The organism is Streptomyces sp. NPDC085524, assembly GCF_044541755.1.
Lineage (GTDB): Bacteria > Actinomycetota > Actinomycetes > Streptomycetales > Streptomycetaceae > Streptomyces.
In genome coordinates, this window is sequence record NZ_JBITTH010000034.1 from 51,902 (window position 1) to 71,017 (window position 19,116).

At 71.8% G+C, this 19,116-nt stretch carries 18 protein-coding genes; 11 read left to right on the forward strand and 7 right to left on the reverse strand.

Annotated features, from left to right (window positions below; all coding sequences use genetic code 11):
- Positions 1 to 76 precede the first annotated feature (76 nt).
- Entirely contained in the window at positions 77 to 244 is a 168-nt protein-coding gene (locus ACIGFK_RS36655; protein WP_376656241.1) for a hypothetical protein, read from the reverse strand.
- Between the two features lie 483 nt (positions 245 to 727).
- Between ACIGFK_RS36655 and ACIGFK_RS36660 the strand changes: the two genes are divergently transcribed.
- Positions 728 to 1,588 carry a hypothetical protein gene (locus ACIGFK_RS36660; RefSeq protein ID WP_400055327.1) on the forward strand — a complete coding sequence of 287 codons (861 nt, stop codon included), beginning with the start codon at positions 728 to 730 and terminating at the stop codon, positions 1,586 to 1,588.
- A gap of 66 nt (positions 1,589 to 1,654) precedes the next feature.
- On the opposite strand, the gene ACIGFK_RS36665 is transcribed toward ACIGFK_RS36660, so the two are convergent.
- Genes ACIGFK_RS36665 through ACIGFK_RS36675 form a run of 3 tightly spaced genes read right to left on the reverse strand, consistent with a single transcriptional unit; the run spans position 1,655 to position 4,318 of the window.
- Entirely contained in the window at positions 1,655 to 2,290 is a 636-nt protein-coding gene (locus ACIGFK_RS36665) for a DUF6875 domain-containing protein (protein ID WP_376656239.1), read from the reverse strand.
- On the reverse strand, positions 2,287 to 2,883 hold the full coding sequence (locus ACIGFK_RS36670) for a hypothetical protein (protein WP_376656238.1): 597 nt from the start codon (positions 2,881 to 2,883) through the stop codon (positions 2,287 to 2,289). The genes ACIGFK_RS36665 and ACIGFK_RS36670 overlap by 4 nt, the downstream gene beginning before the upstream one ends.
- Before the next feature lie 46 nt (positions 2,884 to 2,929).
- Positions 2,930 to 4,318, reverse strand: coding sequence for a pyridoxal phosphate-dependent decarboxylase family protein (locus ACIGFK_RS36675; RefSeq protein ID WP_376656237.1), 1,389 nt, complete (start codon positions 4,316 to 4,318; stop codon positions 2,930 to 2,932).
- 201 nt (positions 4,319 to 4,519) lie between these two features.
- On the opposite strand from ACIGFK_RS36675, the gene ACIGFK_RS36680 reads away from it, so the two are divergent.
- Together ACIGFK_RS36680 and ACIGFK_RS36685 are read left to right on the forward strand one after the other, a co-directional pair.
- Positions 4,520 to 5,968: a multicopper oxidase family protein gene (locus tag ACIGFK_RS36680; RefSeq protein WP_376656236.1), complete on the forward strand. Its 1,449-nt coding sequence runs from the start codon at positions 4,520 to 4,522 to the stop codon at positions 5,966 to 5,968.
- Positions 5,969 to 6,250: 282 nt separating this feature from the next.
- Positions 6,251 to 6,820: a DUF1772 domain-containing protein gene (locus ACIGFK_RS36685; protein ID WP_376656235.1), complete on the forward strand. Its 570-nt coding sequence runs from the start codon at positions 6,251 to 6,253 to the stop codon at positions 6,818 to 6,820.
- 139 nt (positions 6,821 to 6,959) lie between these two features.
- Here the strand turns inward: ACIGFK_RS36685 and ACIGFK_RS36690 are convergent, their stop codons facing one another.
- Entirely contained in the window at positions 6,960 to 7,457 is a 498-nt protein-coding gene (locus tag ACIGFK_RS36690; RefSeq protein WP_376656234.1) for a DUF1772 domain-containing protein, read from the reverse strand.
- Between the two features lie 303 nt (positions 7,458 to 7,760).
- Between ACIGFK_RS36690 and ACIGFK_RS36695 the strand changes: the two genes are divergently transcribed.
- The 3 genes from ACIGFK_RS36695 to ACIGFK_RS36705 all read left to right on the forward strand — a co-directional run bounded on the left by ACIGFK_RS36695 (position 7,761) and on the right by ACIGFK_RS36705 (position 11,792).
- Positions 7,761 to 9,254 carry an FAD-dependent monooxygenase gene (locus ACIGFK_RS36695; RefSeq protein WP_400055330.1) on the forward strand — a complete coding sequence of 498 codons (1,494 nt, stop codon included), beginning with the start codon at positions 7,761 to 7,763 and terminating at the stop codon, positions 9,252 to 9,254.
- Positions 9,255 to 9,369: 115 nt separating this feature from the next.
- On the forward strand, positions 9,370 to 10,029 hold the full coding sequence (locus tag ACIGFK_RS36700; protein ID WP_386468814.1) for an IS607 family transposase: 660 nt from the start codon (positions 9,370 to 9,372) through the stop codon (positions 10,027 to 10,029).
- 68 nt (positions 10,030 to 10,097) lie between these two features.
- Positions 10,098 to 11,792, forward strand: coding sequence for a hypothetical protein (locus tag ACIGFK_RS36705; protein WP_400055332.1), 1,695 nt, complete (start codon positions 10,098 to 10,100; stop codon positions 11,790 to 11,792).
- Between the two features lie 6 nt (positions 11,793 to 11,798).
- Here ACIGFK_RS36705 and ACIGFK_RS36710 read toward each other — a convergent pair whose 3' ends face one another.
- On the reverse strand, positions 11,799 to 12,473 hold the full coding sequence (locus ACIGFK_RS36710) for a ScbR family autoregulator-binding transcription factor (RefSeq protein ID WP_400055334.1): 675 nt from the start codon (positions 12,471 to 12,473) through the stop codon (positions 11,799 to 11,801).
- 196 nt (positions 12,474 to 12,669) lie between these two features.
- Positions 12,670 to 13,671, reverse strand: coding sequence for a ScbA/BarX family gamma-butyrolactone biosynthesis protein (locus ACIGFK_RS36715; protein ID WP_376656231.1), 1,002 nt, complete (start codon positions 13,669 to 13,671; stop codon positions 12,670 to 12,672).
- Positions 13,672 to 14,109: 438 nt separating this feature from the next.
- Here ACIGFK_RS36715 and ACIGFK_RS36720 point away from each other — a divergent pair, with 438 nt between their 5' ends.
- From ACIGFK_RS36720 to ACIGFK_RS36740, 5 genes are all read left to right on the forward strand, one after another.
- Positions 14,110 to 14,748: a ScbR family autoregulator-binding transcription factor gene (locus ACIGFK_RS36720; protein WP_376656230.1), complete on the forward strand. Its 639-nt coding sequence runs from the start codon at positions 14,110 to 14,112 to the stop codon at positions 14,746 to 14,748.
- A 237-nt stretch (positions 14,749 to 14,985) separates the two neighbouring features.
- The gene (locus ACIGFK_RS36725) at positions 14,986 to 15,831 is read left to right on the forward strand and encodes a BTAD domain-containing putative transcriptional regulator (protein ID WP_386468821.1); all 846 of its coding nucleotides are present in this window, start codon (positions 14,986 to 14,988) and stop codon (positions 15,829 to 15,831) included.
- 115 nt (positions 15,832 to 15,946) lie between these two features.
- Positions 15,947 to 16,603, forward strand: coding sequence for a ScbR family autoregulator-binding transcription factor (locus ACIGFK_RS36730; RefSeq protein ID WP_376656228.1), 657 nt, complete (start codon positions 15,947 to 15,949; stop codon positions 16,601 to 16,603).
- A 32-nt stretch (positions 16,604 to 16,635) separates the two neighbouring features.
- Entirely contained in the window at positions 16,636 to 17,361 is a 726-nt protein-coding gene (locus ACIGFK_RS36735) for a phosphopantetheine-binding protein (RefSeq protein WP_400055337.1), read from the forward strand.
- A gap of 17 nt (positions 17,362 to 17,378) precedes the next feature.
- Complete coding sequence (locus tag ACIGFK_RS36740; RefSeq protein WP_400055339.1) at positions 17,379 to 19,112, forward strand: beta-ketoacyl synthase N-terminal-like domain-containing protein; 1,734 nt, start codon at positions 17,379 to 17,381, stop codon at positions 19,110 to 19,112.
- The last annotated feature ends 4 nt before the right edge of the window (positions 19,113 to 19,116 follow it).

A 19,116-nucleotide genomic window follows, 5' to 3' on the forward strand; every position in this document is an offset into this window, starting at 1 on the left:
AACGCGGCGCTGCCTCCCTTGTGGGACGGGGGGCGGCGGTCTGGGTCTGGCCGGCAGGGTGCCGGCCGGGCGCAGATCAGGAACCCACGAGCTGGCGGGGGTCATCGAGCCACGCGTACTGGCCACCGCTGTCGACCGTGATGCCGAATCGGGTGATGTGGGGACGGCCCCGGAGCTCGTACCAGGTGATCACCCTGCACTCGGCGTCGGTGAAGGTGGCGGGGTCTTCGAGCATCGCATTCATGCGGGGCTGGCTGCCGTTGCTGTGGAGGCCGCTGAAGTGCCGTCCGCCCCCCTGCTTGGACCAGTCGCCTGTGCGGTGCGGCAAGTCGCGGCGCGGCTCGCAATGGCTGGTAGCGACGTGGCGGCGGGCCCTCGGCATGGTGTGGGTGTGCGCGCCAGGGTGTGGGCCCGGCGGGCCCTGGGGCCCTTCGGGCCCCCACTGGGTTCGCGTCCGCCATCGGCGGCCTACGGGTTCGTGGTGGGCTTTGAAACGAGCAGCGTGGCTGGTCCCGGTGGGTGGTTGCGCGAGCCCCGAACTGCCGGTGGCCGTGTGCGGCCTTCGTCGTGGCGCACCTTCTATGGCTGGGGTTGTCCAGGTGGGGAACGGGTTGCGCGGTACATCAAGGGGAGGCAGGGCGGGGCGGGCGTTCAGGCCCCGTGGGGGCGGGGGAGGGCGGTGAGAGCCGTAGTCAAGGGCTGAGACATGTTGTCCTATCATCACGCGGTGATACTCGACGCGGCTTTGGCCGACATCCAGGGCCAGGGCATTTCCGAGTCCGGCACGGAGCGGGTCCTCGCTGCCCTCATGGACCAGGGCGTGTTCGTACCAGTCCACGACGACGGGTCGCTGTACCTCCTCCGGAACGCCGGGGACAGTGCTCCGGCCCTGCCGGGCTGCGTCAGTGAGGCGTGCTGCGCAGAGCACCTGCCGGACGCCGCGGGCACCGTCTACTGCGACGCGGTGCGGCTGATGGGCATCGCCCGGGAGAGCGGCGTGGAGCAGCTGCTGCTGTTCGCCTCGGACGGATCATCGTTCACCGTCCCGTTCTCGGTGCTCTTCAAGGCCATGGCCCAGCGGGGCATGCGGGGCGACGGGCAGCGGCTCAGGCTGACGTGGTCCACTCACCCACTCGCCGTGGCTCTGCGGGACGCGGCCTTCCGCCGCCTGCAGGAGTTCCCGGACATCCACTGCGTCTGGGTTGCTCACGCCCGGTGGCTGGACACCGGCAGCGAGAACCTCATGGTCTACACGGCCGTGGACGAGGAACTCCCGTCGCCCGCCTCTCAGCGGTTCATGCAGACCCTGCTGAACGAGGAGGTGACGATGGGCGAAGACGACCCGATGGTTTCGGCACTTGCGCTCCACCGGGTCACCCACGCGGCCGAGACGGCCAATCTCGACCGGATGGGACTGGACACCATTCGGATCGACCACTCCACCGGGCGGATCGAGCTGATCTCCCGGGAGTACGACGACCCGGAAGCCGCCGAGGCCGCCCGCCGGGCCCATGCCGGGCAGCGTGATGAACAGCCTGACGAGCAGCCCGACGAGCAGCCTCAGCGCCGTTGGTGGCGCCGTTCCTGACGGCAGAGAACTCGACGCCGGCCCCGGTCGCAGAACTCCGGGGCCGGCGTCGTATCCGGGCGGGGGTCAGGCCGCTACCACTCGGCTCACCAGTTGGTCTCGGATGCGGGACGGGATTTCCGGGGCGAAGCGCTGGAGGTAGTGGTCCATGTGGGAGTCGTCGCCGACCAGGAACGGGAGGTCGAAGACCAGGAGCTTGCGGACCGCCAGGAGGGGGAGCGGGGCGCGGAGGGGGCGGAAGGACTCGTTGTAGAGGCCGGGCTCCTCGCAGACCGGGTGGAACTGGCCGATCATCAGGCCTTCCGCGACGAACTCGTCCTTCGCCTTGCGCTGGAGTTCGTCCAGCTCGACGGAGTCGGTGGGGTCGAAGGCCGGGAGGACCAGGAGGATCGTCAGGAGCTCGCGGTCCTCCGGGGAGAGGGGCTCGGAGAGGGTCGCGTGGCGGGTGCGGAGGGAGTCGACCGCCTGGCTGAGGTCCTCGCAGTCGGGGGAGGGGAGGGCGAGGTGGAAGAGCTCCTTTCGGAGGGAGGGCTGGGTGTAGGGGCAGACGGGGCCGGAGCGGCCCAGTTCGGGGTGGCTGGAGACCAGGAAGTCCCGGCTCCACATGAGGACCTGGAGGAGCGGGCCGATCGCGTCGGCCGGTACCTCGCCGCGGGCTATTTGGCCTGCTGTCCAGGACTGGATCAGGTCGTCGCCCCTCATCGGGGGTTCCTCCACATCGGTCGGAGTGCGGGGCCGTTCGAGGGGAGCGTGATGTCGTCGCCCAGGCGCTCGAAGCCGAGGCGGCGGCAGGCGGCCTCGCCGCCCGGGGAGCTGGCTTCCGCGTAGACGGGTACGTGCTCGGTGTCGGCGCGGGAGATGACCTCGCCCAGGAGCCCGGTCATCAGGCCGCCCTGCTGGCGGCCCGGGCGGACCGCGCCGAAGGAGACGTAGTAGTGCGGCGGGTCGTGCGGGTGGTGTTGTTCCTGGAGACGGGAGATGGTGCGCAGGGCGTCGGTGTGTTCGCCGAGGGCCTCGGCGAACGCCGCGTCCAGGGCCGCGTCGTCGGGCTCGGCGCCGGGCGGGAGGAAGAGCAACACCGCGTCGCCGTCCGGGGTGGTGAGCACCGCGTCGTACGAGGCGGAGAGTTCGACGAACACCCGGAAGAAGCCGGGGAGGAGCTCGGCTCGCAGCCGCTCGTCCGGGATCATCCAGCGGGTCAACGCGTCCTCGTGGAAGGTGGTCGCGAGGAGAGCGGAGAGGTGGGTGATTCGGGACCGGCTCAGTCGGGGCGAGAGGGTCGTGGTCGGGGACAAGGTTGGCCTCCTGTGGGATGGGGGTGGGACGGGAGGGCTCGTTCCGTCAGGCGCGGGCCTGCGCGGCGAGGTCCGCCACGCGGGCGTGGAGCGTCGGCAGGTAGTGCTCGTGCTCCGGCTTGATCAGGACGCTGCGGATCACCCGGGCCGCGTCCGCGTCGCGGACCACGTGCGGGTGGCGTCGTACGAACGCGTCCGCGTCCGCGCGCAGCACGCTCAGGAACACCGGGTCGGCCTCGGACGTCATGCCGTCGCGCAGCAGCCGGTCCGAGGCCGCGTCGATGGAGGAGAGGGAGGGGGAGGAGGGCGTCGGGAAGTACGTGACGATGTCCAGGTCCGGGCGCTGGTAGAGGGTGAGGGCCTCGGACTCCACCAGCAGGTCCGACCAGTTCAGGGCGGCGCGGCGGTTCGCGGCGAGGATGCGGCCGAAGCCGTCCGGGGTGAGGGGGAGGAGCTGCAGGGTCAGCCAGAGGGCCGCTGCCGCCGCGCCCGCGCGTGAGCACTCCAGGCTGATCTCGCCCAGGTGCAGGTCCGAGTCGGTGAAGTACGTGTACGGCGAGTCGTGCGCGAAGTGCCGGCCGGCCCGGGGGTCCGGGAAGAGGACCGCTCCGCAGCCGTAGGGCTGCAGGCCCTGCTTGTGCGGGTCGACGACGACCGAGTCGCATTCGGCGATCGCGCGCCAGGGGGCCGGGTCGATGTCGCCGGTGGCGGAGCGGCCGAGGATCGCGTAGAAGCCGCCGTATGCCGCGTCGACGTGGACGCGCGCTCCGTAACGGCGGGCGAGCACGAGGACCTCGTGGACCGGGTCGACCGCGCCCAGGCCGGTGGTGCCGGTGGTGACGACGACCGTGCCGATGCGGCCGCCGCGCAGGGCGTCCTCCAGGGCGTCGAGGTCGATGCGGCCGTGGGCGTCGGCGGGGATGCGGTGGCCCTCCATGCCGAGGACGTGACACATCCGCTCGTGCGTGTAGTGGCACTCGCTGCTGTACGCGATCCCGCGGTCCGGGTGCAGCTGCCGGGCGACGTACAGGGCCTCCAGGTTGGCCATCGTGCCGCTGGTGGTGAGGTGCCCGACGTGCGCGGGGAGGCCGAACATGGCGGCCAGTTCGGCGACCGCCTCGCGTTCCATCTCGGTGGTCGCGGGGCCGCCCTCCGCGGCGTGGTTGTTCGGGTTGAAGAGCATCGCGGTGAGGTAGCCGGTCACGGCCGCCGGGTGCGGGGGCTTGACCATCTGTCCGGCGTAACGCGGGTGGAAGAACGGATAGTTGTGGTCCATCCGCTTCGCGAGGCGGTCGAAGGCCTCGGTGAACGCGTCGGGAGGCACCCGCTGGGCGTCGTGGGTCTCGTAGGGGCCGAACTGGCCGCCCCACCGCTCGGCCACCCCGAGCGCGCGCGGCAGCCAGTCGCGTAAGTCGTGCAGGTCGTTCAGGTCCACGGGAATCTCCCCCAGCGACCGCCGGACAGGGCGGCACAAGTCGGGCGTACGCGGTCGTACGTACGCACGAGTAAGGGTTGCCCGGCCCCCGCAAGGCCCGCGCAACCTGACCCGATCCGGGCTCGAGTGACCTGCGAGCCGTCTCTGTTCCACTCGCGGCGCGACACCCGCGCGGCCCCCATCCGTCCCAGGAGGAAACCCATGGTCACCAGACGCAGCGTGCTCGGCGGCGCCATAGGCGCGGCCGGTGCGGGCCTGCTCACCACCGGCGGGCTGGCGCCGCTGCTCAACGCAGGGTCCGCGCAGGCCACGGAGGCGGTCACCGTCCCGGCGCCGTTCACCGTGAAGATGCCGACGCTGCCAGTGCTCTCGCCGTACAACGTGCTGGGCGGCCAGGACACGTACGCCGTCACCATCAAGGAGGTGACGCGGGAGATCATCCCCGGGGTGCAGACGAAGGTCCTGACCTACAACGGCAACTTCCCCGGCCCGGTGCTGCGGGCCCGCTCCGGGCGGCCGGTGTCGATCCGGCACCGCAACAGCCTCACCATGCCGGTCTCGGTCCACCTGCACGGCGGCAGCGTCTCACCGGAGAACGACGGCGGCCCGATGGACACCTTCGGGCCCGGCACCTCGCGCACCTACACCTACCCCAACCAGCAGCCGGGCGCGGCCCTGTGGTTCCACGACCACGCGCACCACATGGAGTCGGAGCACGTCTTCCGCGGCCTGTCCGGCATGTACCTGCTCTCGGACGAGACCGAGCGCGCGCTGCCGCTGCCGGCCGGCCAGTACGAGGTCCCGATCGCGCTGCGCGATGCCCGCTTCGACGAGGCCGGACAGCTCGTCTACCAGATGGACGACGTCTTCGGCCGGACCACGATCCTCGCCAACGGCCGCCCGTCTCCCTATTTCGAGGTTGCGGCGCGCAAGTACCGCTTCCGGCTGCTCAACTCCTCCAACATGCGCTTCTTCCAGCTGCGCCTGTCGGACGGCGGCCAGATGATCCAGATCGGTACGGACGGCGGGCTGCTGGAGCGCCCCTTCACGACGGACACCGTCGGGCTGTCCCCGGCGGAGCGCGCGGACGTGGTCATCGACTTCTCCCGCTACCCCGTCGGCACGAAGATCGTCCTGGAGAACACCCTGGGCCCGGGGACGCCCGACCAGGTGGGCAAGGTGCTGCGCTTCGACGTCGTGCGGACGGCCGCCGACCCGAGCCGGGTGCCCGACGCGCTGCGCACGCTGCCGGCCCTGCGGACGGCTACCGTCCAGCGGAACATCGTCCTCAGCATGGACGAGGACGGCCGCGAGGAACCGCGGGGCCTGATGGACGGCCAGGAGTGGGACTACCAGCGCATCGACCAGACCATCGCGCACGGCACGTCGGAGATCTGGACCGTCACCAACGCGAACAAGATCATCCCGCACAACTTCCACATGCACCTGGTCCAGTTCCGGGTGCTGGAGCGCAACGGCGCCCCCGTGGCTCCGGCCGAAGCAGGGCTGAAGGACACCGTCCGGCTCTTCCCCGGCGAGACGGTGAAGCTGCACGCCACCTTCGACACGTACCGGGGGACGTACGTCTACCACTGCCACCTGCTGGACCACTCGGCGATGGGGATGATGGCGAACTTCCGCGTCCGCTGAGTCCTCCGGCGGGCACGCACGCGGCTCGGCGCGACGGCCGTCCCTCCGCTCGACGAACGCTCAAGGGCGAGCCGAGGGACCGTCGGAAGAATCCTGGACAACAGACCATGTCCGGCCGTGTCCCCCACGGATCTCCGCATGAGTCCACGTGCAAGAGTTCGGCCGCTTGAGCCCCGCTCAAGCACTGGTGGAAACCCATGGCAGGGCATTCCGGGGAATGCCACGATCGGATGTCCGTGCCGAGGGCGAGCACTACTCCCACCACCCAGATGAGGATGTCCCATGAACTCCAATCCGGCCGGTAGCGGCTACTACGCCCCGCCTCAGCAGCCCGCGCCGGCGTCCGCCGAGCGTTCCGGGCTCGCCACCTCCCTGCTGATCGTCTCGACGGTCCTCATCGGCCTGATGGCGGGCCTGTTCTTCGCCTTCGACGTCTCGGTCATGCCGGGCCTGGCCGCGGGCGACGAGCACACGTACGTCACCGCCATGCAGAACTTCAACTCGAAGATCGACGGCAACGGACTCTTCGGCATGGCGTTCATCGTCGCCCTGCTCGCGTCCGCCGCCTCCGCGATCATCGAGTTCCGCAAGGGCCGCCGCAACGTGGCGATCTGGGTCGGGGCCGCGGCCCTGGCCTACTTCGTCGTCCTGATGATCACGTTCTCCGTGAACATCCCGCTCAACAACGAGCTCGCCGACGTCGGTGACGCGGCGAAGCTGACGGACTTCTCGATCGTCGAGAAGTTCAAGACCACCTGGGTCTCCACCAACATCCTGCGCACCCTGCTGTGCACGTTGGGCCTGACCGCCATGTCCCGCGCCCTGATCCTCTTCGGCCGGGCCACCCGCTGATCCGCAGACCCCGCCGGTCCTGATCCCCCCCCCACGCACCACGACGAAGTCCCCCGGCCCACCCGACCGGGGGACTTCGTGCGCGTGCGCGTCCGGGGCGGTCCGGCCGGGGTTGCCGGGGTTGCCGGCGTTGCCCGGGTCAGGCGGTCTGGCCGTGCAGGTACAGGGCCCAGGCCAGGAAGCCGACGGCGGCGGTGCACAGCAGGGTCCGCCAGACGTTGGCGCGGACCCAGGGGCCCTCGAAGGCCCGCCGGACGGCGGCCGGGTCGGCGATCCGGGAGACCGGGCCGGCCTGCTCCAGGGCGTTGTTCAGCGGGATGTTCACCTTGTTGGTGACACCCATCGAGACGATGTAGCAGACCAGGGCCGCGATCAGCGGCGGCAGCACGTCACGGCCGTCGGACGGGACGTGCAGGGCCAGGGCCAGGGCCGTGAAGAGGAACGCGCCGATGTAGCCGAGGACGAACCAGCCGTTGAGGATGGCCTTGTTGATGTGCTGCATGACCTCGATGACGGTCCGGTCGTCCGTGCGCTTCAGACCCGGCATCACGGAGACGGAGAAGCCGTAGAACAGGCCGCTGACCAGGCCCATGGTGAGGGTTGCGGCGATCAGCGAGGCCAGGCGTGCGGTCTCCATACAGTCTCCCCCTGCTCGTCCGGCTCCCGTGACCGCGGGTCATCGATTCTTCGGGAACGGGTCATCAAATAGTCAAGGCATGGCGACTATACGGGGGGAGGCCTCCCGTGGTGCGGTGGATTCGAGCGGCCTTCCACCACGTCTCGAGCGGCTCTGTCCGAACTCGCCCTGGAGGGGCGGCAGTTCCGCCGAACGCCTGGGCGTGGCGCCTGGAAAACAAACGGGCTCGCCGGTATATTTTCGGCCTCCGGATGGACACGGGCTGTCATTGGGGAGGGCACCGCTGTGCAGGGGTTACGTGACATGCAGGCGCACGTGGTCGTGGTCGGCGGGGGGCCGGTCGGCATGCTCGTCGCCGCCGAACTGGCCGCGTACGGGGTCGACACCGTCCTGTTCGAACCACAGGCCGGGGTGCCCGAATGGCCCAAGGCCAACACCCTCCACGCCAGGGCGGTGCAGGGCCTCGCCAGACGGGGCCACCTGCCGACGGCCGCGGCCGCACCCGCCGGTCCCGGCGGCGGCAGCGCCTTCCACTTCGCCGGGATGCCGGGCCTGTTCATCAAGGCTCCGGAGACCGAACCGCAGCCGATCCTCAAATGCCCCCAGTCGGAGCTCGAGCGGCGCTTCGAGGAACGCGCCCGGGCGGCCGGCGCACGGATCCTGCGTGAGCACCGGGTGACGGAGGTCGTCCAGGACGCGGACGGGGTGCGGGTCACCGCCGAGGGGCCGCAGGGGCCCGTCGCCTGCACCGCCTCGTACGCGGTGGGCGCGGACGGGGCCCGCAGCACCGTCCGCGAACAGGCGGGCATCGCCTCCGACACCCAGCCGGCCACGGTCGCCTCGCTGATGGGCGCGGTCACGCTCACCGACCCGGACGCGCTGCCCCAGGGCTGGCTGCGCACGGAGCGGGGCTGGATCGCGGCCAAGCGGGACGCGGAGGGCCGGATGCACATCCGCACGCTCGACTGCGCCGGCGCCCACCGGGACCGGCAGCTGGCGCCCACCCTGGAGGAGCTGCAGCGCGAGGTGTCCCGGATCGCCGGGCACGAGGTCGCGATGGAGGACGGGCGCTGGCTCAGCCGATTCAGCGACGTCGCGCGGCTGGCCCGTACCTTCCGGCAGGGCCGGGTCTTCCTGGCGGGGGACGCGGCGCACGTGCACTTCCCGATCGGCGGCCAGGGCCTCAGCACCGGAGTGCTGGACGCCCTCAACCTGTCCTGGAAGCTGGCGCTCGCGGTGCACGGCACGGCGGCCCCGGGGCTGCTGGAGACGTACGACGCCGAGCGCAGGCCCGCCGCCCGGCGGGTCGTCGACAACACCCGGGCCCAGCTCGCCCTGATGCGGCCGGGCACCGAACCGGACGCGCTGCGCGGGCTGTTCACCGACATCCTGGCCGCCGACCGCAGTCACGGGCGGCTCGGCGGCATGATCAGCGCGCAGGACACGGTGCTCCCGGCCTGCGCAGGCCTCCCGTCACCCGGGGCAGGAACGTTCCTGTGCAACACGCCGCTCGACACGGAGGACGGCCGGACCGATGTGATCGGGCTCCTCCGGGACGGCCGTCCGCTGCTCCTGCTCCTGGGGGAGCAGGGGGCCGGCCACCTGGACGGGGCGCGCGCCTGGGAGGGGAGCCTGCACGTGGTGCGCGCGCAGCCCGTGTCCGGCGTGCCGTACGACGCGCTCCTGGTGCGGCCCGACGGCTACATCGCCTGGACGCCGGGTGAGACGGAGCTGTCCGAGGTGCTGTCCGGGTACCTGGTGCCCCACCGCCTCGGCGTGGTGGTGGCCGCCGGATAGCCGGTGCGGGCGGCCGGATGGCCGGTGGCCGCAGCCGGGCGGACCGAGGGAGGGGCGGCGGGTTGGCAGCTGTCGATTCGGTTGTAGGCCACGGTAGGTCATACAGTCCCCCCACATGAGTGATGCGGTTGAGGAGTGGGTGTCGGCGGGCAGGGCGGCGAAGCGGTTGGGGGTTTCCACGCGGACGCTGCGCCGCTACACCCTGGAGGGGGTGCTGGAGGACCGCCGTTCGCCGGGGGGTCGACGGGTGTTCCGGGTGACGGACCTGGACGCGCTCGCGCGCAGGCGGGGAAACCCCGCGGTGCCGACGGCCGGGTCGGTGGTGCTGTACGGGCGGGTGTCCTCGCACCGTCAGCGCGCCGAGGGCGACCTGGACCGGCAGATGGACCGGCTGCGCCAAGCGGCCGGGGATCGGCCGGTAGCCGGGGAGTTCACCGATGTCGCCTCAGGGTTGTCGGACAAGCGCAAGGGGATGCGGCGTGCGCTGCGGGCCTGCCAGGCGGAGGCCGTGACGGTGTTGCTGGTGACGCACGACGAGCGGCTGGCCCGCTTCGGTACGGGCTTGCTGGCGGAGGTGGTGCTGCCGTCGTGGGGGTGCCGGCTGGAGGTCGTCGGCGGGGAGGAGGAACTCGACGGGAGCGAGGAGGGGGATCTGGTGCGGGACATGCTTGCGGTCGTTACCTCGTTCTCCGGCCGCCTGTACGGGGCACGTTCCGCAAAGGCCCGCGCACTCACCTCGGCAGTGAAGTCCACCACCGGAGAAGGTGATTTGTAGGCCATTATTGGCCATGTGTGGGATCTTATCGGTTGGTTGAAGACCTGCACCGGAAGGGGGCTGCGATCGTGGGCAAGCGCATCAAGAAGAAGCGCGCACTGCGGACAATCGCAGCCCCCTTCACCGTTTCCGCTCCCACCGGCGCCCGCATCCGCGACCGCGCCCGCTTCAACGAGCGAGACGTACAGGTATTGCACCTGGCCGGCGAGCACCTCGGCCACCACCAGCGCGCCGACCTCGCAGAACGCATCAGCCTCGGCAAGGTCGCCGTGAAGGACAACCAGCGCGCTCCGCGCAAGAAGTCCCTCACGGCGGTCTCCTCGTCGCGCTGGGCCGGAGCCATGACCCGCGCCTCCGAGGATCAGTACCAGTTGTCGCTGCGAGCCCTGTTCGACGAACGGGCTTCCCTGCGCCGAGCCGTGCGCACCGTGGAGAAGCGGCTGACCGTCCCGTGCGGGCAGCGCTCCAAGTCCGGCGTGCGCGGCTACCCGACGCAGGCCGAACGCTTCGAGAAGCAGCGTCGCCTCCAGGTCCTCCTCGGCCGCCTCGCTGCCGTGGAAGAGCGCATCGAGGCCGGGAGCCCGGCGGTCACGGTCGGGGGCCGGCGGCTGCTCAAGGCCCGCCACAACCTCGCCAAGGCCGAGCTGACCGTCGAGCAGTGGCGCGGGCAGTGGGAAGCTTCGCGGTTGTTCCTCACCGCGGACGGCGAATCCGGCGCCCCGCACGGCAACTACACCATCACCGTCGACCCCGCCACCGGCGAGGTCACGATGGTCCTGCCCGAGCCGCTGCGGCATCCGGCGAACGCGCCCCGCGGCCGCTACCGGTTCTCCTTCACCGTGCAGTTCAACCACCGCCGCGAGGAATGGCTGGACCGGGCGAGTGCGAACCGGGCCGTGCGCTACGACTTCGTCCACGACCCCGCCCGTGACCGCTGGTACCTCGACGCGTCCTGGGGTGCTGAGGCCGCCGTCCTGCCCACCCCGGAGGAACTCCAGGCCCGCGGGGAGCGCCTGCTCGGCGTCGACCTGAACGCCGACCACCTCGCCGCGTACGTCCTCGACCCGCACGGCAACCCCGTCGGCACCCCCATCACCATCCCCCTCGACCTCGCCGGCCCCACCTCCCAAAGGGACGGCCGGCTCCGCGCAGCGATCTCCGAACTCCTGCGCACCGCTCGAAGCCACCGGTGCGCAGGTATCGCGATCGAGAACCTCGGCTTCGACGACGCCCGCGCCACCGGCCGCGAGACCATGGGCCGCGGTAAGCGCGGCAAGACGTTCCGCCGCACAGTTGCGGGCATGCCCACGGCGAAGTTCCGTGAGCGCCTGCGCTCGATGGCCTTCCACGCGGGCCTGGTCGTCATCGCAGTCGACCCCGCGTACACCAGCGTCTGGGGCGGCCGGTACTGGCAGGCCCCGATCCAGCAGACCAACCAGAAGACCACCGTGACCCGCCACCACGGTGCGTCGGTGGCCATTGGACGACGCGCCCTCGGACACCGAGCACGGCGACGGCCAGGTGTGACCGCCAACGACCAGAGGATCGTTGCGCGGAGAGCTACCGGCCAGGCCCTGCCCGGACCGAGGGCGCGTGGGACCGCGAACCCACCCAGGACAGCGAGCACGCCCACCACGGGCGGCAAGACTCGACCGGGCCAAGGTGACCAACTCGCGCTGTTCCCCGACCCTGAGCACCGTTCGCGGGGTCACCGGACTGGTCCGGTTTCGTGCGATTCGGCCAATGACGGCCAACATCACTAAGAACGGTCAGCCTACGGCGCCCGCCAGTTCCTGCTCCTCGGCCGCCTTCAGCGCGTCGGCGTAGACCGTGGCGCCCCGGCCCTCGGAGAGGTCGAGCGACGCGAGCACGGAGGGCACCGCCACGCTGGGCAGCAGGTGGCGCAGCAGGGAGGAGACCCTGCTCGGCAGGTCGCGGTAGTCCGAGACGACCTGGGACATGGACTGCACGCCCGCGAAGGACCCCACGATGACGTCCGCCGTCTCGGACGGCACGACGTGCGGCAGCAGCTCGCCCTGCTCCTGCGCCTTCTGGAGCAGGTGGAGGCCGGCCTGGCTCCACTGGAGGAAGGGGCCGCTGCGGTCCAGGCCCTGCGCCTGCTGGTCCAGCGACAGGCGGACGCTGGCGCGCACCATGGGATTGGTCTGCAGGCGGTGGGCGTGCAGCATCACCGCGTCGATGATCTCCTGGACCTTGGAGGCCCGGGGCGGGGGAGCGAGCCGCTCGTCCTGCTGTCCGGCGAGGACCCCCAGGGCGAGGTCCTCCTTCGACTGGAAGTGGAAGTACAGGGCTCCCTTGGTCACCCCGGCCTCGCTGAGGATCTGCGAAATCGTCGCGGCCTGGTACCCGTGTTCCTCGAAAACCTTGGCCGCCGCGGACAGGATCGTCTGCCGTGTGCGGATGGCGCGGACTTGCTCGGCCACGTCGGCCCCTCCCTTCCTCAGTTGATGAGATCAGGGTCAGCAAAAAACCGCCCGGTTTGTATCTTACCGCGGGTGATGGTCTCCGCCGGATCCCAGTGGTGAGGAATTCGTGAGCATGACACGGAAATGGACATGATCCTTGTCACCCCGCGCTGATAGGGAGGCCGGGGTCCGGGGCAGTCGCGCCCGGGTGCCGTCAGGAGCCGTGCAGCCCGGCGGTCACGGTGGCGCTGAAGGCGAGGACGCCGTCCTGGACCGCCGTGACCAGGACGGTCTCCTCGGCGTCGGGGGCCGGCCCGGCGATCCGGCGGGCCTCGATGGTGCAGGGCGAGTCCAGTTCGACGTACCGCTTGAACTCGCTGGAGAGGCTGAGCGGAAGGTACGAGGAGCGCCCCAGCACGGAGGCCGTGGCCTGCCGGGCCGCCTCCAGGAGCACCATGCCCGGGACGTGGTCCAGTGCGTGCTCGAAGAGTATGGGGTGGCGGGTGTCCACCCGCAGCTGCCAGCGGTCGGGTTCGGCCGTGGGGGACAGGACCACGTCCATGGGGGACATGCGGCCCACGCTCTGCGGGGCCGCCGGGCTGATGAGCGGAAGCTGGTACCAGTCGTCGCCGAGGGTGTGCTCGCCGCGCACGCGCTTGTACAGTTCGGGCGCCATGCAGGAGAACGAGCCGCCTCCGGTGGCGACGACGGCGCCGTCGCGCCATAAGACCGACTCGAACCGGAGCTTCGAGACGTTTCTGCCGCGGCGCTCGATCTCGGTGCAGGTGATCTCGATGTCGAGCGACGCGGGAGCCCAGCCCACGAGCAGGTGCTCGGGCCGCACGGAGACGTCGAGGTCCCAGATGACGAACTGGTGGCCCAGGGGGACCCCGAACTCGGCGTGGGCGAGCAGGATGCCGAACTGACGCACCGTCTCGCACACGATCAGCGGGTCGTGGTAGCCGTCCGCGACGGGGGTGAAGAAGCTGTGGGCGCGGGGCCACTGGGCGGACACCAGGAAGCGGTCCTCGGCCAGCCGCTGCCAGTCGGTGAGGACGACCTCGGCGACCGAGGCCCGGTGCACCAGCTCCTTCGGGACGGTGACGGTCAGGGACGGGAAACGGAAGCCGTTCGGGAGGGGCAGTGGAGGCGCGAACTCCCCCGCTGCGGTGTCGTTGACCGTGGTGCGCTCGACTCGGAACGTGCTGGCAGACATGGCTCCCCCTAGGCTGCGCTGACGAGAAGGGCTTGGTGTCTCTGGCCCGGAAAGATACAGACCAGCCGGTTTAATTTCTAGCGGTACCCGACCATCCGCTATCGGCTGAAGGGGAGGGATCTTCTCTCCGTTACCTCTTACTCCTGGTCGGCCCGGTTGTCCCGCCCTCCGACCTGCTCGGGCCCGGATTTTCGGGCACGTTCACCGCGCAAGTGCATCCAGCGGGGCGCGAGCCGTCCTCGAGTGCCGGTGGGGAGGGTGGCCGAATGCCCTCGGCCGAAATGATCTCCTGAGGCCGGGCGGGGCGGGTGGCGGACGGGGACCTCAAAACCGCGCAGGCGGTTTGTTAGAGTGGATCGTCGAACGGGACCGCATCCTCGCGCAGCTCCGCGGCACCTTTGCCATGCCCGCATCTCCGTGGGCGCGCACTCTCTCGCAGTGACGGAGCAGCCCATGGTCAAACAGGAACGCGCCGCCCGCACGCGTGACACCCTGATCCGGTCCGCGGCCGAGGTCTTCGACCGGGAGGGCTTTCCCGCCTCCTCGCTCACCGCGATCAGCACCCAGGCCGGAGTGAGCAACGGGGCCCTGCACTTCCACTTCCCCAGCAAGGCGGCCCTCGCCGACGCCGTCGAGGAGGCGGCGCTGACCCGGCTGCTCGCCGTCACCGGAGCCGAGCCCCGGCGCGGGGCGGGCCGCGTGCAGCTCCTGATCGACGTCACCCACGGGCTGGCCGGCGCGCTGCGCCGGGACGTCGTGCTGCGGGCCGGGTTCGAGCTGAGCGGGGAGGTGTCCCGCGTGCCGCAGGCCGACCTGCGCGGGCGGTGGCGGCGCTGGGTCGAGGAGACGCTCAAGCAGGCCGCCGCCGAAGGGGAGCTGCGCCCGGAGGTGGCGGCCGGGGACGCGGGGGGCGCGGTGGTGGCCGCGACCGTGGGCTTCGAGGTGCTCGGGGCCCGGGACGCGCAGTGGCTCGCCGCCGCCACGGTCACCCGGTTCTGGCTGTTGCTGCTGCCGACGCTCGTGCCGCCGGAGCTGCTCGCGGAGCTGCGGGCCGGAGGGTCCCCCGTCGCTCGGTAGCCAGTACGGTCCGGGCGGTTTGTTTTCGAACGTATCGGCTCGCTCTGGAGTGGCTCTGGAGTCTCCCTGTGGGAGTTGCCGCACCTTGCCAGGACTAAATATCCCCAGGTCAGAGGCTTTTTTGAGGTGCCCTCAAGTGCGTTGTGAAATGAAAACAGCACGGTCGGTTTTGTATTGACAAACCGTGGGTCCTGTTTTTAACTGGGATCGGCTCATCCAAGGACAGGGGAGTACGGCGTGGACATCCAAGTACTGGGCACACTGGCGGTGCGGGAGCAGGGGATCTCCGTTACGCCGACCGCCCCCAAGCCGCGGCAGGTACTGGCGATCCTGGCGCTCCATGCCGACCAGGTGGTCCCGGTGTCGGCACTCATCGAGGAACTGTGGGCGGGCACCCCGCCGCGCAGCGCCCGGACCACGCTGCAGACCTACGTGCTGCAGCTGCGGACCCTCATCGCGGCGGCCCTGGAGCAGAGCCCGCCCGGCGAGGGCGGGGGCGGGGGCGAGCGGCGGACGGCCAAGGACGTGCTGGTCACGCTGCCCGGCGGCTACCTGCTCGACAGCGGCGGCGGCCTCAGCGACATACGCGAGTTCGAACGGCTCTCCGGAATGGGCTACCGGGCCATGGACGCCGGCGACTTCCCCGGCGCGGCCCGCAAGCTCCGCGAGGCCCTGGCCCTGTGGTCCGGCCCCGCCTTCGCCGACGTACAGGGCGGAATCCAGCTGGATATGGAGACCCGGCGGCTGGAGGAGACCCGGCTCTGCGCCCTCGACCAGCGCATCGAGGCGGACCTGCGGCTCGGCCGCCACCGCGAGCTGCTCGCCGAACTGACGGTGCTCGTCAGCCAGTACCGCACGCACGAGAACCTGCACGGCCAGTTCATGCTCGCGCTGCACCGCTCCGGCCGCCGGGGCGAGGCCCTCGACGTCTACCAGCGGCTGCGCGCGACGCTCGTACGGGAACTGGGCCTCGAGCCCTCCACCTCGCTGCGCCGGCTGCAGCGCTCCATCCTCATGGCCAGCCCCGACGGCCTGGCAGAGGTGCCGGAGGCGGGTGGCGGACGTCTGGTACGCGTGGGCTGACATGGCCGCACGCGCGAGGGCGACACCCCAGACGACGGTGCAGACGGCAGCCCGTACGCCGGCCCGGACCGCGGCACGGCCCCGGAACCGGAGCGCGGGCCGGGAGGGCGGCGCCATGGTGCAGGAGCGGTCGGAACGGACCCGCCGCAAGCTCGTGCACGCCGGAGCCGAATGGTTCCACCGCCACGGCTACGCGAACGCCACGCTCGGCGGGATCGCGGCGTCGGCCGGAGTGACCAAGGGGGCGCTGTACTTCCACTTCGCCTCCAAGGACGAACTCGCCGAGGCCGTCCAGGAGCGGGGCCGCGCACTGCTCGACGAATCCCTGCGGGCGCTGGGCGCATCCGGGCTCTCCCCGCTGCAGACGCTGGTCGACGCGACGCACTGGCTGGCCCGGGCCCTGCTCGACGAGCCGGCCGTGCCAGCCAGTTTCCGGATCACCAAGGAATGCGCGGACACCCTGCCGAACCTCACCGACTTCCACCGCGTCTGGGTCGCGGCGGCCTGCGGGCTGCTGCGCCAGGCCCGGGACGCGGGCGAACTGCGCGAGGAGTGCCCGTGGGAGGGCGCCGAGTCGCTCGTCGCCGCGGCCGTGTGCGGGATCGAGGTGATGGCGGGTACCGGAATGCCCGGCGCCGAGCTCCAGCGCAGGGTGGCCGCGCTGTGGACGCTGCTGCTGCCGGGCCTCGTACCCGAGGGCGCCGCGGACGGCTTCCGTACGGCGGCGCCGGAGGCCGCCTACGCACACGGATTCTCGGGCAGCGCCGGCTGACCCGCATCGGCGCCGGTTCGGAGGAGTCACCGATGACGAACGACCGTCCTTCCGCTCCGCCTCGCACCGCCGACGTGCTGCCCGACATCATCGGGGTGCTCGGCGACGTGCTCAAGGTGGACCCCCAGAAGATCGACCCCGAGCAGACCTTCCAGTTCCTCGGCCTCGGCTCGCTGCTGATCGCGGAGTTCGTGGCCGTGGTCAACGCCCGCTACGGGACCGCCCTGTGCCCGAGCGACCTCTACGACCACCCCACTCCGGCCGCCTTCGCCCGGGAGGTGGTGCGGGCGGCCGAACCGGTGTCGCTGCAGGTCGTTCCGGCCGTGCTGCCGGTTCGGGGGCTCCCGGTGGTCCCGCCGGTGCCGGCCGGTCCGCCGGTGCCGGCCGGTCCGACGGCTCTGGCCGTCCCGGGCACCGAGATCGTCGACGTACTGCGCGAGCAGCTCACCGCGATCCTGTGCTGCGACAGCTGGGACGTGGACGCGGACACCCCGTTCCCGCGGCTGGGGGTGGACTCGCTCCTCGGCGCGGAGTTCGTCTCCGTCGTCAACCGCGTCTTCGGGCTGAGCGAGCGGGCCGTGGTGCTGCACGAGTACCAGACGCTCGACGCGCTCGCTGCGTACGTGGCCCAGCGGACCGGTGTCCGGACCGGGCCGCCGGCCGTCCGCGAGCTCGAACTGCTGCTGGACGCCCTGCAGGACGGGCGGCTCAGCGTGGCCGAGGCGCTCCTGCTGCTGCCCCGCCGGGCCCAGGTCTGACGGGGGGACCGGCCGGGATGGACGAGCGGGAGATTCTGACCCGGTTCAAGGACGGGACCCTGGACCGGAGACAGGCGGTCGCCCTGCTGGCGCCGGCCGTCGACGCGGCCAACGGCATCGACGGCATCAATGGCAGCCACGGCATCCACGGCGTTAACGGCGTTAACGGCGTTAACGGTTCCGGCGGCGTGGCCGTGGCCGCCGCGCCCGTCGCGCCGTACGAGCCCGCGGGGCGGGAGCTGCCCGTCCGTGCGGCCCCCGTGGCCGTCGTCGGGATGTCCGGCCGCTATCCCGGAGCCCCCGACCTGGCGGCGTTCTGGCACCTGCTGCGCGACGGCCGGGACACGGCCGCCGCGCCGCCGCCCGGCCGGCCCGGCGGCGAACCGGGGCACTACCTGGAACAGGTCGGGGAGTTCGACGCGGAGTTCTTCGGGCTCGACCCGGAGGAGGCCGCGCTGACCGACCCCCGGGAACGACTGCTGCTGGAGACCGCCTGGGAGGCCTTCGAGGACGGCGGGTGCACCGGCAGCCGGCTCGACGCACTGCGCGCCCCGGACGGAACGCCCCGCAACGTCGGGGTGTTCGTCGGCGCGGGAGCGGGCGACTGGCCGCTGCTCGCCGCCGAGGCGGGCACGGCCTCGCGCGGCGGCCCGTGGGACATCGCCAACGGGGTCTCCCGGGTGCTCGGCCTGACGGGCCCCAGCCAGTGCGTGGACACCGCCGAGGCCTCGGTGCCGACGGCGCTGCACCTCGCGCTCGCCTCACTGGAACGCGGGGAGTGCACGGCCGCCCTCGTCGGCGGCGTCCACCTGCTGCTGCACCCCTGGAGCCGCCGGCCGGGAGTCGGCGAGGCGGTGGGCGCGCTGCTGCTGAAGCCGCTGGACCGGGCCCTCGCGGACGGCGACACCGTGCACGCCGTCGTCCGCGGCAGCGCGGCGGCCCACGCCCGGGGCGGGGCGGCCCTCGCGGCGGCCCTGGAACGGGCCGGGCTCGCCGAGCAGGAACCGGGCCTGCGGGAGACCGCGCCGTGCGCGCGTCCCTCCGTCGGGGAAGGCGGCCCGGCCACCGGACTGGCCCTGCTGACCCGGGCCGTCCTCCAGCTGCGCCACGGCGTCCTGCTCCCCGCGCCGGGCCGCGAGAGCGCCGAACCCTGGAGCCGCCCCGACCCGTCCGACCCCTCGGTGCCCCGCCGCGTGGTCGCCGGCCTGCGCGGCGCGGGCGGAGTGGACGCCCAGGTGGTGCTGGAGGAGTACGCGGCCCGGCCGGCGCCGGTCCGTGAGCGCCCGGCCGGGCATGCGGAGCTCGTACTGGTGTCCGGCCCGACCCCGGAGCACGTACGGGCCACCGCGCGGCGGCTCGGGGAGTGGCTGCGAGCGGGTCACGAGGTGCCGGGCCTCGCGGCGGTGGCCCGCGGACTGCGGACCGGGCGCGCGGCCATGGACTGCCGGCTCGCCTACGTCGTGCACGGCGCGGAGGAGCTCGTACGGCTCCTCGTGGAAGCGGACGCGCCGTGCGCGGACCTGCGCGGCGGGCGCCGGGATCCGATGCGGCTGGGCGAGGCCCCCGAGAGCGCCGACTACCTCGCCGCCCTGTGGCGCGGCGGTCGGCTCGGGCAGCTGCGCGACCTGTGGCTGGCCGGGGTGGACGTGGACTGGGCCGCGCTGGAGGCGGCGCCCGGCGCCGCGGCCGTATCGGTCCCGATCCCGCCGTCCGCCCTGCTGCGCACCGCACTGTGGCTGCCGGCGCGGTGAGCGA

Coding starts and splice junctions, on each gene's coding strand:
- ACIGFK_RS36655 (WP_376656241.1), bottom strand. CDS start 244: ATGAATGCGATGCTCGAAGACCCCGCCACCTTCACCGACGCCGAGTGC.
- ACIGFK_RS36665 (WP_376656239.1), bottom strand. CDS start 2,290: ATGAGGGGCGACGACCTGATCCAGTCCTGGACAGCAGGCCAAATAGCC.
- ACIGFK_RS36680 (WP_376656236.1), top strand. CDS start 4,520: ATGGTCACCAGACGCAGCGTGCTCGGCGGCGCCATAGGCGCGGCCGGT.
- ACIGFK_RS36685 (WP_376656235.1), top strand. CDS start 6,251: ATGAACTCCAATCCGGCCGGTAGCGGCTACTACGCCCCGCCTCAGCAG.
- ACIGFK_RS36690 (WP_376656234.1), bottom strand. CDS start 7,457: ATGGAGACCGCACGCCTGGCCTCGCTGATCGCCGCAACCCTCACCATG.
- ACIGFK_RS36695 (WP_400055330.1), top strand. CDS start 7,761: ATGCAGGCGCACGTGGTCGTGGTCGGCGGGGGGCCGGTCGGCATGCTC.
- ACIGFK_RS36700 (WP_386468814.1), top strand. CDS start 9,370: ATGAGTGATGCGGTTGAGGAGTGGGTGTCGGCGGGCAGGGCGGCGAAG.
- ACIGFK_RS36715 (WP_376656231.1), bottom strand. CDS start 13,671: ATGTCTGCCAGCACGTTCCGAGTCGAGCGCACCACGGTCAACGACACC.
- ACIGFK_RS36730 (WP_376656228.1), top strand. CDS start 15,947: ATGGTGCAGGAGCGGTCGGAACGGACCCGCCGCAAGCTCGTGCACGCC.
- ACIGFK_RS36735 (WP_400055337.1), top strand. CDS start 16,636: ATGACGAACGACCGTCCTTCCGCTCCGCCTCGCACCGCCGACGTGCTG.
- ACIGFK_RS36740 (WP_400055339.1), top strand. CDS start 17,379: ATGGACGAGCGGGAGATTCTGACCCGGTTCAAGGACGGGACCCTGGAC.